The sequence below is a fragment of the Parviterribacter kavangonensis genome (assembly GCF_056863335.1).
Window position 1 is genome coordinate 1933683 of record NZ_JBXPJA010000001.1, and the last position, 15850, is coordinate 1949532.

Here is a 15850-nt window from a genome sequence, read left to right on the forward strand (position 1 = left end):
GGATGACCGCCGAGCCCGCCACGCCGCTGGACGCCGATCTCGCCGTCATCGGCGCCGGCGCGGCCGGCCTGTACGCGGCGCTGACCGCCGCCCGCGAGAACGCGAAGGTGGCGCTCATCTCCGCGACGCCGCTCGCGCAGACGGCGAGCTACTGGGCCCAGGGCGGGATCGCCGCCGCGCTGGCGCAGGACGACAGCACCGCCGAGCACCTCGCCGACACCGAGCGCGCGGGGCGCGGGCTCACCAGGCGCAGCGCCGCCGAGGTGCTCGTCGAGCATGCGCCGCAGGCGGTGCACGACCTCGCCGAGCTCGGCGTCCGCTTCGACGCCGACCGCCACGGCAACCTCAGCCTCGGCCTCGAGGGCGGCCACTCCAAGCGCCGCGTCGTCCACGCGGGCGGCAGCGCGACCGGCCGCCGCGTCGTGCGCGAGCTGTCCGCGCTCGTCGCCGCGGAGCCGAACGTCACCGTGCTCGAGCTCGCGAGAGCCGCCGACCTGTGGTGCGAGGACGGCCGCTGCGCCGGCGTCCTGCTGGAGGACGGCCGCGCCGTGCGGGCGCGCGCCTCCCTCATCTCCGCCGGCGGCGCCGCCGCGCTGTGGCAGCGCACGACGAACCCGCCCGGGTCGACCGGCTCCGGCATGGTGCTCGCCCACCGCGCCGGCGCGGACCTCGCCGACCTCGAGTTCCTCCAGTTCCACCCGACCGCGATCACCGGCATCCCCGGCCGCGAGGGGTTCCTCGTGACCGAGGCGATCCGCGGCGAGGGCGCGACGCTGCACGGCCCCGACGGCGAGCGCTTCGTGGAGGAGCTCCTGCCGCGCGACGAGGTGGCGCTCGCGATCTACCGCAAGCTGCAGGAGACGGGCGCGAGCAGCGTCGGCCTCGACATGCGCCACGTCGACCCGGGCCTGTTCCCGAACGTCGTCGGCGCCCTGCGCCAGTCGGGCCTGGACCCGCAGCGCGAGCTCATCCCCGTCGCGCCCGCCGCCCACTACATGATGGGCGGGATCGTCACCGACCTCGACGGCCGCTCGACGTTGCCGGGGCTGCTGGCGGTCGGCGAGTCGGCGTGCACGGGGCTGCACGGCGCGAACCGCCTGGCCAGCAACTCGCTCAGCGAGTGCTTCGTCTTCGGAGCGCGCGCCGCGCGCGCCGGCCTCGACGAGCCGGCGCCCACCGCTCCCACCCCTCCGCAGGCCGATCCGGTGCCGGCGCCGAGCGACGCGACCCGCGCGGCGATGTGGCGCCACGCGGGACTGGAGCGAACGCCGGAGGGACTTGCAATGCTCCTGACTGATCCACATCCCTTGGCACGGCTCGTGGCCGAATGCGGCCTCCTGCGGGAGGAGAGCCGCGGTGCTCACCACCGTGCCGATCACCCGGAGCTGAAGACCGAGCTCGACGGCCATCACGCCGTCGTCTCGCCCGCAGGACGCGTCGCTTTCGCGGCCTGGTCCTGAACGTCCGCGTTCCGTCTTAACGCGAACTCAACAAAGGGGACGTTCCTACCTGTGTGTCAGCGGGAAATGACGCTGACGCGCCGGGGATTTCCAAGACGGATCTAGGGGTCTTATGTTCCAGTTCAGTCGCGCGATCTACAGGGACCTTGCGGATGACATCGATGTCAGCGCAAGCGCCCCTGGTCGCACTGCTCACGAGCACGTCCTGAAGGCCTGCGAGACGACCATGGAGCGTCTCGCGACCGATCGCCATTACTTCGCGCGTCCGGCACGGACGCTCTTCAACGACATCCGCTTCTGCTTCCCGATGACCGCACAGGCCAGGGTCTGGCGCATCGTGAACGCGTACGTCGAAGCCGCCACCAAGTACCTGGACCGCCTTCCGAAGGCCGGATACGACGTGAACGGCAACCCGCTCTCGTGCCGCGCGACCACGCGCAAGGGCACGGCGTGCCAGCGCGTGCCGCTGCCGCACAACGGCTACTGCCCCTCGCATCAGCACCTCGCCGAGACCGAGGAGACGGAGCTCATCGCAGCCTGAGAGAACGGGTGGGGCGGCAGCCGCGCGCGGCAGGGCGCGCGGTCCGGGTCCGTATCTGGGGGGATGGCGGAACCCGGCTCCACCCGAGCTCTCTCCGGAGACGCATGGCGCGCGGCGGGAGGCGCGCCAGAGCGTCGCAGTAGGGTCCCGGCGTGCTGCTGCTCGGCGTCGACGTCGGCGGGACCTTCACCGACGCCGTCCTGGTGACCGGCGACCGCGTCGTCACCGCCAAGGCGCCGACGACGCCGGCCGACCAGTCCGAGGGCGTCCTCGCCGCCGTCACCGAGGTCCTGCGCCGCGCCAGTCAAGCGCCGGAGGACGTCGGAGCCTTCGCGCACGGCATGACCGTCGCGACGAACGCGCTGCTCGAGGGCAAGACCGCGCGCACCGCGCTCGTGGCCACCGCGGGCTTCACCGACGTCGTCGAGCTCGGCCGCCAGGCGCGCAAGGACCTCTACCGCCTCTGCGCCGGGCATCCGGCGCCGCTCGTCCCGCCGGACCGCCGTGTCGGTGCGCGCGAGCGGACCGGCCCCGAGGGCGTGCTCGAGCCGCTCGGCGACGAGGGTGCGGACGAGGTCGCCGCGCGGCTGGCCGAGCTCGACCCCGAGTCCGTCGCCGTCTGCCTGCTGCACGCCGACCGCTTCGGCGAGCACGAGCGCGCGCTCGGCCGCGCGATCGCCGATCGGCTTCCCGGCGTGCACGTCTCGCTCTCCCACGAGGTCGTCGGCACCTTCCGCGAGTTCGAGCGGGCAGCCACGACCGAGGTCGACGCCGCCCTCTCCCCCCTGCTCGCGCGCTACCTGCGGCGGCTCGCGGCACGCTGCGCGGACCACGGCCTCCCGGCGCCGTCGATCATGCAGTCGAGCGGCGGCCTCGCCGACCTCGGCGCGGCGGCGGAGCACGCGGCGCTGACGGTGCTGAGCGGCCCGGCGGGCGGCGCGGCGGCGGCGGCGCTGATCGCGGAGCGGACGGGCGAGCGCGACCTCCTCTGCTTCGACATGGGCGGCACGTCGTGCGACGTGTGCGTCGTCGAGGACGGCCGCGTGCGCGAGACCGCGGGCCGCGAGGTCGGCGGCCGGCCGCTCGCCCTGCCGATGGTCGACATCCACACGGTCGGTGCGGGCGGCGGGTCGATCGCGTGGCTGGACGCGGGCGGCGCGCTGCGCGTCGGGCCGCGGTCGGCGGGCGCCGATCCGGGCCCCGCCTGCTACGGCCGCGGCGGCACTGAGCCGACGGTCACCGACGCCAACCTCGTGCTCGGCCTCCTCGATGCCGACGCGCCGCTGGCGGGCGGCGTGCGGCTCGACCGCGCGGCCGCGGAGCGGGCGGTCGCGTCGCTCGGCATCGACGACGTGCGGGAGGCGGCGCGCGGGATCGTCCGCGTCGCGAACGCCGAGATGCTGCGCGCGCTGCGGGTCATGACGGTCGAGCGCGGCGTCGACCCGCGCGCGTTCGCCCTGCTGGCGTTCGGCGGGGCCGGCGGGCTGCATGCGTGCGCGATGGCCGAGGAGCTCGGGATGAAGCGCGTCGTCGTCCCGCGCGCGAGCGGGGTGCTCAGCGCGCTCGGCCTGGCCGCCGCGGACCGGCGCGTCAACGTCCAGCGCACGGTCCTCGGCCGCGACTACGACCTCGACGCGCTGGCGGCCGAGGCGCGCGAGCGCATCGGCGACGACGCCGCGCAGATCGAGGTCGCCTACGACTGCCGCTACCACGGCCAGTCGTTCGAGCTGACCGTCGAGGACCCCTCGGCGTTCCCCGCCGCGCACGAGGAGCGCTACGGCTTCCGCGAGGACGGCGCCGACGTCGAGGTCGTCACCGTCCGCGTCACCGCGCGGATCGCCGGGCCCGCGGTGGAGCTGGCGGGCGACACGGATGCGCACCCGCGGCTCGAGGAGCGGGCGACGGCGCTCGGCGAGCGGACCGCGTACCTCCACGGCGAGCTGCCGCCCGGCCTCGAGCTCGAGGGCCCGGCGGTGTGCGCGCTGCCCGAGGCGACGGTGGCGGTGCCGGCGGGCTGGCGCGGGACGGTCGACGCGACGGGGACGGTGGTGCTCGATGGACCCCGTTGAGCTGCAGGTGACGACCGGCGCGCTGCGCGCCGCGTGCGAGGAGATGGGCGCCGTGCTCGTCCGCGCCGCGCACTCGGCGAACATCAAGGAGCGCCGCGACTGCTCGACCGCGCTGTTCGACCCGGCCGGGCAGATGGTCATGCAGGCCGAGCACATCCCGGTTCACCTCGGCGCCATGCCCGCGTCGGTCGCGGCGGTGCGCGACGAGGACCACGCGCCCGGCGTGTCGTGGATCCTCAACGACCCGTTCGCGGGCGGCACGCACCTGCCCGACATCACCGTCGTCACGCCCGTCTTCGCCGACGGCGAGCTGCTCGGCTTCGCCGCCAGCCGCGCGCATCACGCCGACGTCGGCGGCCGCGTCCCCGGCTCGATGCCCGCGGACTCGACGACGCTCGACGAGGAGGGCGTCGTCATCTCGCCGCAGCGGCTGACGCCGGAACTCATCGACGAGCTCGCCGGCCGCATGCGCCAGCCGCGCCAGCGGCGCGCCGACCTGCGCGCGCAGCTGGCGGCGAACGCGACGGGCGCGCGGCGGCTGGAGGAGCTGGCGGCGCGGATCGGCGCCGAAGGCCTGCGGGCGGCGACCGCCGAGGTGCTCGATTACGCCGAGCGGCGCACGCGCGCGCAGCTGGCCGCGATGGACGACGGCGTCCGCGAGGCGGTCGACGTGCTCGAGGCGCGCGAGGGCGACCTCGAGCTGCGGCTGCGCGCCGAGGTGCGCGGCGACGAGCTCGTGCTCGACTTCACCGGCGGCGCCGCGCAGCACGAGGGCAACCTCAACTGCCCGCTCGCGGTGACCCGGTCGGCGTGCCTCTTCGCGCTGCGCGTGCTCACCGATCCCGACATCCCGGCGAGCGCGGGCGCCGAGCGGCCGCTGCGCGTCGTCGCGCCCGAGGGCTCGCTGCTCAACGCGCGCCCGCCCGCCGCCGTCGTCGGCGGCAACGTGGAGACGTCCTCGCGCGTCGCGGACCTCGTGCTGCGCGCGTTCGGGCGCGCGCTCGGTCAGGGCACGATGAACAACCTCACGCTCGGCAACGACGCCTTCACGTACTACGAGACGCTCGGCGGCGGGCAGGGCGCGTGCCCCGACGCCGACGGGCCGAGCGGCGTGCACGTGGCGATGAGCAACACGCTCAACACGCCGGTCGAGGCGCTCGAGCTCGAGTTCCCGTTGCGCGTCGTCCAGTACGCGCTGCGGCGGGGCAGCGGCGGGGACGGCGCCTTCCGCGGCGGCGACGGCGTCGTGCGCGAGGTCGAGGCGCTCGAGGACATGACGTACTCGCTCATCACCGAGCGGCGCCGCCACGCCCCACCCGGCGCGGACGGCGGCGGCGACGGCGCGCGCGGGCGCAACGTGCTCGACGGCGAGGAGCTCCCGCCGAAGGCGACCGGCACCCTGCGCCGCGGCCAGCGACTGCGGATCGAGACGCCCGGCGGCGGCGGTTTCGGCCTCAGCCGATGACCACTTCCACGCGTCCCGGCCAAGGGGCCAGCATCCCGCGAACCGGCTCGGCGGCCTCCTTGTCCGGGTCCTCGTAGACCCAGAAGGCGTCCTTCGCGCCGGGCGCCGAGAAGTACGTCGCGTCGCCCTTGAACGGGCAGTGCGACGTGGTCTCGCTCGCCTCCAGCAGCTCCATCCGCACGTCCTCGCGCGGCAGGTAGTAGCGGTCCGGCAGCACGCCCTCCGACATGACGATCGCGCGGTCGGACTCGGCGAGCACCCGGCCGCCTGACTCGACGCGGACCCGTTGCTCGGTGGGGCCGGTGGTGATCCGATGTCCAAGGGGCATGCGGGTCAAGGGTAGGGGTCGGGTAAGGGGTCACACGCGCGAACTGAGGGCATGCTCCCGATGCCGGAGGAGCGTCTTAGGCCGATAGTCGGGGCATGCCTTCCTCCCTCCAGCACATCAGCTCCCTTCAGCATCTCGCCGAGCTGCGTCGCTCGGCGGACGAGCACCGCGCCATCCCGCGCGACGACGGGCCCGCCAAGGCCACGAAGAACATAGGTCAGCCCCGGGCGTGGCGCGGCCTCCGCGCGCTGCGGCCCGCGCATTGACTGCCGGGGGCGCGATACTGAGCAGCGTGCCAGCACGCGTGACGAGCGCCCGGTTCGTCGGCCGCGAGGCAGAGCTCGCGGAGCTCGTCGCCCTGCTCGAACGCGCCTCCGATGGTCGTGCCCAGCTCGCCTTCGTCACCGGCGAGTCGGGCATGGGCAAGACGCGCCTCGTCGACGAGCTGGCGCGCCGCGCGCTCGACGACGGCGCACGCGTGCTGAGCGGCGAGTGCGTCGAGCTCGGCGAGAGCGAGCTCCCCTACGCGCCCATCGTCGGCGCGCTGCGCACGCTCGTGCGCAACGGCGATCCCGCACTCGACGCGATCGGCACCGCGCGCGCCGAGCTCGCCCAGCTGCTGCCCGAGCTCGCCGGCGAAGCCCGCCGCCCCGACGCCGCGAGCGCCGCCACCCCGCAGGCGCGGCTGTTCGAGGCGCTGCTGACGCTGCTCGACCAGCTCGGCCGCACGCAGCCCGTCCTGCTCGTCATCGAGGACATCCACTGGGCCGACCGCTCGACGCGCGACTTCCTCGTCTTCCTCTCGCACGCGGTCTGCCGCGAGCGCGTCCTCACCGTGGCGACCTACCGCAGCGACGAGCTGCACCGCCGCCATCCCCTGCGCCCCGCGCTGACCGAGCTGGAACGCAGCGAGCGCGCGCACCGGCTGGAGCTGCGCCCGTTCACGCGCGAGGAGCTCGCGTCGCAGCTCGATGGGATCCTCGGCGACGACGACCTCGACCGATCGAGCCTGATCGACCGGCTGCTCGCACGCAGCGAGGGCAACCCGCTGTTCGTGGAGGAGCTGCTGGCGGCGGGCCGCGACGGCCGCGGCGAGCTGCCGCCGACGCTGCGCGACGCGCTCATGCTGCGCGTTGAGGCGCTGTCGGAGGACGCGCAGGAGCTGCTGCGCGTCGTCGCCGCGGCGCGCCGCGTCGAGCACGAGGTGCTGCGGGCCGCGAGCGGGCTCGAAGGGCGCGCGCTGCGCGACGCGCTGCGCGAGGCGGTCGCCGCGCAGCTCCTCGCCCCCGACGAGGACGGCCGCTACGCGTTCCGCCATGCGCTTCTGCGCGAGGCGGTCCACGACGACCTGCTGCCCGGCGAGCACGGCGAGCTGCACGAGGCCGTGGCCTGCGCGCTTCAGAAGCACGGCGGCGGCGACCTCGAGGACCTCACCGAGATCGCGCATCACTGGACGTCGGCGGGCGACCGCGAGCGGGCGCTCGCCGCATCCGTGCGCGCGGCCGAAGCGGCCGAGGGCGTCCACGCCGCCGGCGAGGCCGCGGCCGCGCTGGAGCGGGTGCTCGAGCTGTGGCCGAAGGTCGAGGACGCCGAGGCGCTGGCGGGCGGCGTGTCCCACGCGCAGGTGCTCGAGCGCGCGGCGCGCAACCATCAGGCCGCCGGCGAAGGCATGCGCGCGCGGACGCTGCTGCTGCGCGCGCTCGGCGAGATCGACGCGGTCGCGGAGCCGCGCGTGGCGGCGATGGTGCTCGAGCGCATCGGGCACGTCGAGTGGGACCTCGGGCGCGGTGCGGACGCGCTGGAGTCCTACGTGCGCGCGCTGCAGCTGCTGCCGAAGGGCGAGCCGAGCGCCGAGCGGGCGGTCGTGCTGGCCGCGCTGGCGCGCGCGCTCATGCTCGCGGGGCGCTACGACCAGGCGCGCGAGAACTGCCGCGAGGCGATCGCGGTCGCGCGCGAGACGGGCGCGCGGTCCGCGGAGGACTCGGCGCTCAACACGCTCGGCGTCTGCCTCGGCGCGCTCGGCGATCCGGAGGGCGGCACCGAGGCGCTGCGCGCGTCGATGGAGAACGCGCGCGCCGACGGCCGCTCCTTCGACCTCTCGCGCGCGTTCGTGAACCTCGCGGAGGTGCTCTTCCTGTGGGGCCGCGCGCGCGACGCCCAGCGGATCGTCCACGAGGGGCTCGAGGAGCTGCGCGACGTGCGCGACTGCCGCTGGATGACGCTGCAGCTCGCGGAGATCGACTTCCACCTCGGCGACTGGGACGAGGCCGAGGCGCACAACCGCGTCGGCATCGAGGCGACCGGGACGACGCGGGTGCTCTACCTGCTCGGGCGGGCGGAGCTGGTGCTCGGGCGCGGCGACCACTTGGAGGCCATCGAGCTGCTCGAGGAGGCGCGCGACCGCGTGACCTCGTCGCTCGAGCCGCAGTGGCACGGGCCGCTCGCCGCCCTGCTCGCTCAGGCCTACCGGCGCGAGCGCCGCTACGACGACGCGCGCGCGACCGTCGCGCTGGCGCTGGAGCGTGTCCGGGCCGGGCGCAGCCAGGACGTCGCGCGGCTGGCGCGGCTCGCCGCGGCGGGCGTCGCGCTGGAGGCCGACCGGGCCGAGCACGCGCGGGCGCTGGGCCGGGCGTCCGAGGCGGACGAGGCGGCGCGGCGCGCGACCGAGCTGCTCGCGCTCGCGAAGCGCCAACCGCTGCTCGCCGCGTCGAAGGCGATGCCGATGGCGTGCGCGCACATCGACGACGCCGAGGCCGAGGTGCTGCGCGCGCAGGGCACGCCCGACCCGGCTCTGTACGCGCGGGCGGCCGAGAGCTGGGACCGGCTCGAGCGCCCGTACACCGCCGCGCTCGCCCGGCGCCGCCGGGCCGAGGTGCTCGCCGCCGCCGGCGACCGCGAGGGCGCGACCGAGGCCGCCCGCCGCGCGCGGATCGGCGCCGAGTCGCTCGGCGCCTCGTGGCTCGTCGAGGAGCTCGACGGCCTCGCCCGGCGCGCGCGCCTGCGCCTCACCGACGAGGCGCCCGCGGAGCCGGCCGAGGAGCCCGCCGACGAGCTCGGCCTCACCGCCCGCGAGCGCGAGGTCCTCGCCCTCCTCGCCGAGGGCCGCACCAACCGCGAGATCGGCGCCGCGCTCTTCATGGCGGAGAAGACCGCGAGCGTCCACGTCTCCCGGATCCTCGCCAAGCTCGACGTCCGCTCCCGCACCGAAGCAGCCGCCGTCGCCCACCGCCTCGGCCTCGCCGCCTGAGGGGACAGACCCTTTAGATAAAGGGACTGTCCCCCAATAGTGCCTGCAAATCGCCGCGTGGCCGACAGGGACGGAGCCCTTAGATAAAGGGACTGTCCCCCAACGTGAAGGGACTGTCCCCGTAGATTCTGCGGGCGTGAACGTCGCTTTCCTGGGGCTGGGCATCATGGGGTCGCGGATGGCCGCGAACCTCCGGCGCGCCGGCCATCACGTCGTCGTGTGGAACCGGACGGCCGCGAAGGCCGAGGCGCTCGGGCCGCCGATCGCGTCATCTCCGGCGGAGGCCGTCAGCGAGGCCGAGGTCGTGATCACGATGCTCGTCGACGGGCCGCAGGTCGACGCGGTGGTCGGCGAGGCGGTCGAGGGCGCGCGGCCCGGGACGCTCTTCGTCGACATGTCCACGATCGCGCCGGCGGCGGCGCGCGCGCTGGCCGAGCGGCTCGACGGCCGGGGACTGCGATTCGTCGATGCGCCCGTGACCGGGTCGTCGCCGAAGGCCGAGGACGGGACGCTGACGATCATGGCCTCCGGCGCGCAGGCGGACGTCGACGCCGCGCGGCCGCTGTTCGCCGCGATGGGCTCGCTCGTCGTCCACGTCGGCGAGCACGTCGGCCAGGCGCAGACGGTCAAGCTCATCAACAACGCCGTCGCGGCGGCGAACGCGGTGACGCTGGCGCAGGCGCTCGTCGTCGGAAAGGCGACCGGGGTCGATCTCGACGCGCTCGTCGAGGTGATGAACGCCGGCTCGGGGAACTCGACGATGCTCGGCCTCAAGGCCGGGCCGATGCGCCGCCACGACTACTCGACGCTGTTCAAGCTCGAGCACATGCTCAAGGACGTTCGCCACTGCCTCGCCGAGGCGCACGCCGCCGGCGTCCCGTTCCCGGCCGCCGCGGACGCGGCCGAGACGCTCGCCGCCGGAGCCGGCCGCGGTCACGGCGAGGACGACTTCGCGGCGGTGCTCGAGGTCATGGAAGGACTCGCCGGCGTTCGACTCTGACTGGTCGTCACGTCGGAGAGGAACGTCAGGGCGCCCGTAGACGCCGGACGCATTTCCAAAATCGCGATTCGTGTGCTTGGATGCGGGGCAGTCCCGTCGCTCGGCTGCGAAGCCGTTTCGCGCCGGGACCTTTCTGTTGCAAGACCAAGCAGGGCTGAACCCATGCCAATCGCTTTCAAGGAATGGGCGGTCACCGTCCGCGCCCTCGCCGAGGGCGAGCAGCTCGTCACCCTGCGCAAGGGTGGCATCCGGGAGGCCGACCGGCACTTCCGGCTCGAGCACGACCGCTTCTTCCTCTATCCCACGTTCGATCACCAGCGCAACGACCTCATCCGCGAGTCGCACCAGCCGGAGCTCGGCCGGGCGCTCGAGGAAGGCGTGTGGGCCGACGAGGAACCGCCCGCCGAGGCGCTGATCCAGGACGGCGGCATCCCGCAGCCGGACCGGGTCCGCATCCGCGCGTGGGCCGAGGTGGCCGCTCACGTCACCATCACCGATCCGCGCACCGTCGACGCGCTGTCCCCGTACTACGTGTGGACGACCGACTACGCGGAGAAGCGGCTGGCGTGGAAGCGCCGCCATCCGCTGCATGTCCTGCTCCTCCGCACCTACCGCATCCCGCGGCCGGTCACCGTCAAGGTGAAGGACGACTACGGCGGATGCCGCTCGTGGTGCGAGATCCAGCGCGACCTGCCGTTCGAGGGCACCCCCGTGCTGTCGGACGACGAGTTCGAGCGGGCCTCGGAGGAGATCCTCGCGATCGTCGGCGGCGGCGAGCTCGCGCTCGAGCCGGCGCTCGCGTAGCAGTTGCCTTTCGAGGGCGCCTCGCGCGTCCTCAGCATCGGGATCGGTGGCGGAGGGGACGTCGTGGGCGCCCTCGCCACCGCCCTGCATGCCCGCCGCTCGGGCGCCGAGGCGATCGTCGGCGGGATCACGTGGGAACGGCGGCCGATCGACCCGATCCCCGGCCCGCGGCGCCTGGACGAGGTCGTCGCGGCGCGGCGGCTGAACGACGCCGTCGCCATCGCGGGCCCCGAGACCGGCGGCCCCGGCGACGTGCTGTTCGCCGAGTCGCACATGGCCGGCCACCTCGGCGAGCGCACGGTGCTCGTCGACCCGAACCCCGGCCCCGCGGCGGTCGCGGAGGGGCTTGCCGACGCCTGCGAGCAGCTCGGCTGCGACCTGCTGGTGCTCGTCGACGTCGGCGGCGACGTGCTCGCCCACGGCGACGAGCCCGGCCTCGCGAGCCCGCTCGCCGACGCGATCATGCTGGCCGCCGCGCGGCACCTTCGCGATCGCGGCCCGCGGGTCGTGGCGGCCGTCTTCGGCGCGGGCTGCGACGGGGAGCTGACCCCGCCCGAGGTGCTCGAGCGCCTCGCCGAGGTCGCGAAGGGCGGCGGCTGGCTGGCGACGATGGGGCTCGCGCCCGGCGACGCCGATCAGCTGGAGGCGGCGATCGAGCGGGTCCCGACCGAGGCGAGCGCGATGGCCGTCCGCTGCGCGCGCGGGGGCTTCGGCCGCGCCTCGATCCGCCGGGGGCGGCGCAGCGTCGAGCTCTCCCCCGTCGGCGCGCTCACGTTCTACCTCGATCCGCACGTCGCGATGGACACGGCCGCGCACCTGGCCGACGCCGTCGTCGACGCGCCGTCGCTGACCGACGCGAACGCGATCCTCCACCGGCTCGGCGTGCGCAGCGAGCTCGACTACGAGATCGACGCCGCCAAGACGACGTAGGGTCCGGTGAGTGGCGGACTGGGTCGAGACCGCGAGCGAGCACTTCTCGGCCCGCCACAGCGAGGAGGACCAGGAGGGTGCGCTCGACGTCCTGCGCCAGCTCGAGGACACGCGCGCGCGCCTGTCGGAGCGGTTCCCCACGCTGCCCGAGCAGGAGATCGCCGTCGTGCTGCACGAGTCGCAGGCGCAGCTCGACATCGCACAGCCCGTGCTGCCGTTCGTCCGCCGCCTGACGACGCCCGCGTCGCGCCGCTACCTCGTCGGCTGGGTCTCGACCGACACGATCCACATGCTCGCCCCGGCGGAACTGGAGGACCGCGCGTCGTCGGTGCGCGGGTCGCGCGAGATGCTGATGCTGACCCCCGCGGCGCTGTACGCGCGGATCGTGCTGGCGACGTCGAACCCGGTGCTGCCGCCGCCGTGGGGCCCGCGCCGGCTCGTCCGCGAGCTGCGCTGGTCGTGGCTGACCTGGGGCGCGTCGCAGTACTTCTCCCGCCAGATCCTCCACGCGCGGCCCGCGATCGCTCGGCGCCTGCGCGAGGGGTCGCCGCCCGACTTCCCGCCGTCGATCCGCGACGCGCACCTGCTGGGCGGGACGATCATCGACCTGCTCGCGCGCGAGGAGGGCGAGCAGGCGGCGGTCGCGCTCGCGGTGAGCGCCGGCAGAGACGGCTCCCCCACCGACGCCCTCCGCCACGCCTTCCACGGCCGCGCGCTCCACCACACGGAGGGAACGTGGAGGAGCCACCTCGCCCGGCTGGCGGGGAAGGCGTAGGGACGCGGGGCGGCGCGGCGGAGCGAAGACGCGAGACGGCGCGGCGGCGCGGCGGCGCGGCGGCGCGGCCCTCAGCGGAGCAGGTCGACGACGACCACGATCACGGCGACGGCGCCGAACGCGGCGAGCAGGCCGGCGAGGACGCGGGACGGGCGCGGCGGCGGTGCGGGGCTGCCGGCGAGGTTCGCCTGCAGGAGGACCTCGCGGGCGACCTCGACGCCGGACTGGGGAACGAGGACGTCGCGCGGGCCGGCGGCGAGCATCTCGGGCACGTCGAACCCGCGCGTGCGGCGCAGCAGCGACGGCACGCCCTCCTCGAGCAGCAGGTTCTGGATGAACTCCGCCTCGGGGAGGTTGCGGCCGTGGGCGACGCCGACGAGCTCGCCCTCGCTGTACTGCTTCTTGACCTTCCGCGCGCGCTCGCGGCGCTCGTCGACCACCGCCTCGACGGGGCCGCCGGCGACGACGAGCGGGACGCCGCACGCCGTGCAGAAGCGCTCGTCGCCGGCGTGCTCGAGACCGCACGACGGGCAGACGAGCACGTCCGGCGAGGTCACACGACCTCCACGTCCACCTCTTCGACGGTGGACGAGGTCACGCGGTAGGAGCGGACGACCGGCTCGGGCGTGCCGAGGCCGACGATGAGCCACTCGATGCCCGGGTACTGATCGGCCCAGTTCATGTCCGTCTGGGAGGGATAGGGCTCCGTGCGGACGTGCGAGTGGTAGATCGCACCGAGGTCCGCGCCGTTGTCCTCCATGTCGAAGATCGCGTTCGCGAGGTCGACGCCCATCTCGAACTTGTACGGATGGGCCGCCTCGTTGCGGCACCGGTAGACCTTCGTCGCCGCGCCGTCGGCCACGCCGACGGCGCCGCAGCACTCGTTCGGCAGGTCGTCGCGGGCGTGTTCGATGATCTCGTCGAGCAGGGCCCGGCTGATCTTCACTGCCTCAGCGCGTAGTCGTCGTCCTGATCGCGCTTGGAGTCGCCGTTGATCGAGTCCTTGAACTCGCGGATGCCGTTGCCGAGCGCGCGGCCCGCATCCGGGAGCTTCTTCGGGCCGAGGACGATGAGCGCGATCACCAGGACGATGACGAGCTCGGGGAAGCCGATGTTGAAGGGCATGACGCTCCTACCACCAGACGGTGGATTCCAGGTTCTCGATCTGCTCGAGCGGCAGCGTGTAGACGCCGCTCGACAGGTACTTCCAACCATCGTCGCAGACGATGAACACCACGTTGCCCTCGTCCATCTCGGAGGCGACGCGGACGGCGATCTTCGCGATCGCGCCGCTCGACACCCCGGCGAACAGCCCCTCCTCGTCGAGGAGCTTGCGCGTCCACAGGATCGCGTCGCTGTTCGTGACGAAGATCTTCCGGTCCAGCAGGCTCAGGTCGATGATCGGCGGGATGAACCCGTCGTCGAGCGAGCGCAGGCCCTGCACCGGCTCGCCCTGCATCGGCTCGGCCGCGACGATCTTCACCGCGTCGCCGAGCTCCTCCTTGAACCGCCGGGCGTTGCCCATCAGCGTGCCGCCCGTGCCGAGCCCGGCGACGAACGCGGAGACCTCGCCGTCGAGCTCCTCGAGGATCTCGACCGCGGTCCCGTTGTAGTGCGCGTTCGGGTTCGCCAGGTTCCCGTACTGGTACGGCATGTAGTACGAGGCGTCGGCCTGCGCCATCTCGAGCGCCATCGCGACCGCGCCGTTGGAGCCCTGGTCGCCGGGTGAGTAGACGATCTCGGCGCCGTACATCTTCAGGAGCTGCGTCCGCTCGGGCGTGACGTTGTCCGGCATCACGACCTTCAGCCGGTAGCCCTTGCGCGAGCAGATCATCGCCAGCGAGATCCCGGTGTTGCCGGAGGTCGGCTCGAGGATCGTCTGACCCGGCGCGATGAGCCCCTTCTCCTCGGCGTCCTCGATCAGGGCGCGCGCGACGCGGTCCTTGACCGACCCGGTCGGGTTGAAGCTCTCCATCTTCGCCCAGATGCGCACCCCCGGCTTCGGCGACAGGCGCTTGAGCTCGATGAGCGGGGTGTTGCCGATGGCCGCGACGATGTCCTCGTAACGGCCGCCGCAGGGGCGGTTGCGCAGCTCGGCGGGGGTCACTTCACGGAGTGTAGTGCCGATCCGCCGAGCTGAGTGACGCTTCCGTTACGGCGCCGTGACCGCCCAGGAGCCCGAGATGTACGCGGTTCCGGGAGCGCTCGACTCGGCGCGGACCATGAAGCCGAACGGGTCGATCCCGAGCTCCCCCTGCGTCGCCGAGAACACCTGCGGCGCGGTCGTGTTGGAGCGCGAGTTCTCGTAGACGCAGAGGTAGCCGGCGTCCGCGGTCGGCGCGAACCGCGTGCCGGTGCAGTGCGGGGCCGTCGTGGAGATCGGGACCACGACCGCCGTCAGGTCGCCGGTGACCGGCAGCTGGAACGTGACGGGCGCGCGGACCGCGTCGCTCGCGCTGTCGGCGACGAGCTGGTTGGCGTACACGCCCTTCAGCGTGCGGCCGCTCGGCAGCGCGTCGAGCAGCGGGCCGGCCGGGCCGGTGTCGCCCTTCGGGCCGCGCTCGCCCGTCGCGCCGTCGGCGCCCTTCGGGCCGGCGGGCCCCTGCGGCCCGGTCGCGCCGGTGGCACCGGCCGGGCCCTGCGCACCGGCGAGCACGCCCTTCGCCAGGTCCTTCGCGGTGACCGAGCCGTTCTTGATCTCGCCCGAGCGGATCGCGGAGGCCTTGACCTCCCGCGACCCGACGCTGTCCTTCGGGAGCTTCAGCGCGGCGTAGCCCGTGCCGCCGGTGGCGGCGACGAGGGCGACGATCGAGACGACGAGGGCCGGGCTGGGCCGGCGGCCATGGAGACGGAGCATCTGCATGGCCGCAGGATCGGCGCCCCCCGACGAGATCTCATCGGGGGGTTGCCCAGTTCTCGGTCGATCGGGGTCTTACGCGACCCCGCCCGCCCCGCCGGCCATGGCCGGGAGGATCACGAGCGTGTCGCGCTCGCTGACGGGCGTCTCGAGCCCGTCGAGGACGCGGACGTCCTCGTCGTTGAGGTAGACGTTGACGTAGCGGTTCAGGTCGCCGTTGTCGCCGAACAGCTGGCTCTTCGTCGCCGGGTGCTGCTCGGCCAGCGCGCTGAGCACCGCGCCGACGTTCTCACCGGCCGCGTCGACCTCGCGCTCGCCGCTGGTGGACGGGCGCAGGACAGGGGGGATCTTCACGGTCGCCATAGGGATCAGAA

17 protein-coding genes are annotated in these 15850 nt (G+C 74.2%); 10 read left to right on the forward strand and 7 right to left on the reverse strand.

From position 1 onward, the window contains the following. Window positions 1-2: 2 nt before the first annotated feature. From AC1UE4_RS09970 to AC1UE4_RS09985, 4 genes are all read left to right on the forward strand, one after another. On the forward strand, window positions 3-1460 hold the full coding sequence (locus tag AC1UE4_RS09970) for an L-aspartate oxidase (RefSeq protein WP_482917070.1): 1458 nt from the start codon (window positions 3-5) through the stop codon (window positions 1458-1460). A 226-nt stretch (window positions 1461-1686) separates the two neighbouring features. Next, window positions 1687-2001 carry a hypothetical protein gene (locus AC1UE4_RS09975; RefSeq protein ID WP_482917071.1) on the forward strand — a complete coding sequence of 105 codons (315 nt, stop codon included), beginning with the start codon at window positions 1687-1689 and terminating at the stop codon, window positions 1999-2001. A gap of 152 nt (window positions 2002-2153) precedes the next feature. Continuing rightward, complete coding sequence (locus tag AC1UE4_RS09980; RefSeq protein ID WP_482917072.1) at window positions 2154-4070, forward strand: hydantoinase/oxoprolinase family protein; 1917 nt, start codon at window positions 2154-2156, stop codon at window positions 4068-4070. Beyond that, entirely contained in the window at window positions 4057-5535 is a 1479-nt protein-coding gene (locus AC1UE4_RS09985) for a hydantoinase B/oxoprolinase family protein (protein ID WP_482917073.1), read from the forward strand. The genes AC1UE4_RS09980 and AC1UE4_RS09985 overlap by 14 nt, the downstream gene beginning before the upstream one ends. Here the strand turns inward: AC1UE4_RS09985 and AC1UE4_RS09990 are convergent. Beyond that, window positions 5525-5863, reverse strand: coding sequence for a DUF427 domain-containing protein (locus tag AC1UE4_RS09990; RefSeq protein ID WP_482917074.1), 339 nt, complete (start codon window positions 5861-5863; stop codon window positions 5525-5527). The genes AC1UE4_RS09985 and AC1UE4_RS09990 overlap by 11 nt on opposite strands. A gap of 95 nt (window positions 5864-5958) precedes the next feature. On the opposite strand from AC1UE4_RS09990, the gene AC1UE4_RS09995 reads away from it, so the two are divergent. The 6 genes from AC1UE4_RS09995 (at window position 5959) to AC1UE4_RS10020 (ending at window position 12619) form a co-directional block, all read left to right on the forward strand. Further along, entirely contained in the window at window positions 5959-6129 is a 171-nt protein-coding gene (locus tag AC1UE4_RS09995; protein ID WP_482917075.1) for a hypothetical protein, read from the forward strand. A gap of 26 nt (window positions 6130-6155) precedes the next feature. Then, window positions 6156-9110: a helix-turn-helix transcriptional regulator gene (locus tag AC1UE4_RS10000; RefSeq protein ID WP_482917076.1), complete on the forward strand. Its 2955-nt coding sequence runs from the start codon at window positions 6156-6158 to the stop codon at window positions 9108-9110. Window positions 9111-9159: 49 nt separating this feature from the next. Then, entirely contained in the window at window positions 9160-10110 is a 951-nt protein-coding gene (locus AC1UE4_RS10005) for an NAD(P)-dependent oxidoreductase (RefSeq protein WP_482918228.1), read from the forward strand. Between the two features lie 162 nt (window positions 10111-10272). Beyond that, a complete protein-coding gene (locus AC1UE4_RS10010) occupies window positions 10273-10914 on the forward strand; it encodes a DUF1802 family protein (RefSeq protein ID WP_482917077.1) in 642 nt (213 codons plus the stop codon). 3 nt (window positions 10915-10917) lie between these two features. Beyond that, window positions 10918-11844, forward strand: coding sequence for a DUF1152 domain-containing protein (locus AC1UE4_RS10015; RefSeq protein WP_482917078.1), 927 nt, complete (start codon window positions 10918-10920; stop codon window positions 11842-11844). Window positions 11845-11854: 10 nt separating this feature from the next. Next, window positions 11855-12619, forward strand: coding sequence for a hypothetical protein (locus AC1UE4_RS10020; protein WP_482917079.1), 765 nt, complete (start codon window positions 11855-11857; stop codon window positions 12617-12619). A gap of 71 nt (window positions 12620-12690) precedes the next feature. Here AC1UE4_RS10020 and AC1UE4_RS10025 read toward each other — a convergent pair whose 3' ends face one another. The 6 genes from AC1UE4_RS10025 to AC1UE4_RS10050 form a co-directional block, all read right to left on the reverse strand. After that, window positions 12691-13176, reverse strand: coding sequence for a hypothetical protein (locus AC1UE4_RS10025; RefSeq protein ID WP_482917080.1), 486 nt, complete (start codon window positions 13174-13176; stop codon window positions 12691-12693). After that, complete coding sequence (locus tag AC1UE4_RS10030; protein WP_482917081.1) at window positions 13173-13565, reverse strand: M67 family metallopeptidase; 393 nt, start codon at window positions 13563-13565, stop codon at window positions 13173-13175. Before AC1UE4_RS10030 ends, AC1UE4_RS10025 begins: the two co-directional genes overlap by 4 nt. After that, window positions 13562-13744, reverse strand: a complete 183-nt coding sequence (locus AC1UE4_RS10035; RefSeq protein ID WP_482917082.1) for a Sec-independent protein translocase subunit TatA/TatB — start codon at window positions 13742-13744, stop codon at window positions 13562-13564. Before AC1UE4_RS10035 ends, AC1UE4_RS10030 begins: the two co-directional genes overlap by 4 nt. Window positions 13745-13751: 7 nt before the next feature. Beyond that, window positions 13752-14726 (reverse strand): PLP-dependent cysteine synthase family protein, encoded by a 975-nt coding sequence (locus AC1UE4_RS10040; protein WP_482917083.1) that lies wholly within the window; start codon window positions 14724-14726, stop codon window positions 13752-13754. A 45-nt stretch (window positions 14727-14771) separates the two neighbouring features. After that, window positions 14772-15482, reverse strand: coding sequence for a hypothetical protein (locus tag AC1UE4_RS10045; protein WP_482917084.1), 711 nt, complete (start codon window positions 15480-15482; stop codon window positions 14772-14774). Between the two features lie 69 nt (window positions 15483-15551). Further along, on the reverse strand, window positions 15552-15839 hold the full coding sequence (locus AC1UE4_RS10050; protein ID WP_482917085.1) for a ubiquitin-like small modifier protein 1: 288 nt from the start codon (window positions 15837-15839) through the stop codon (window positions 15552-15554). Window positions 15840-15850 lie beyond the last annotated feature (11 nt).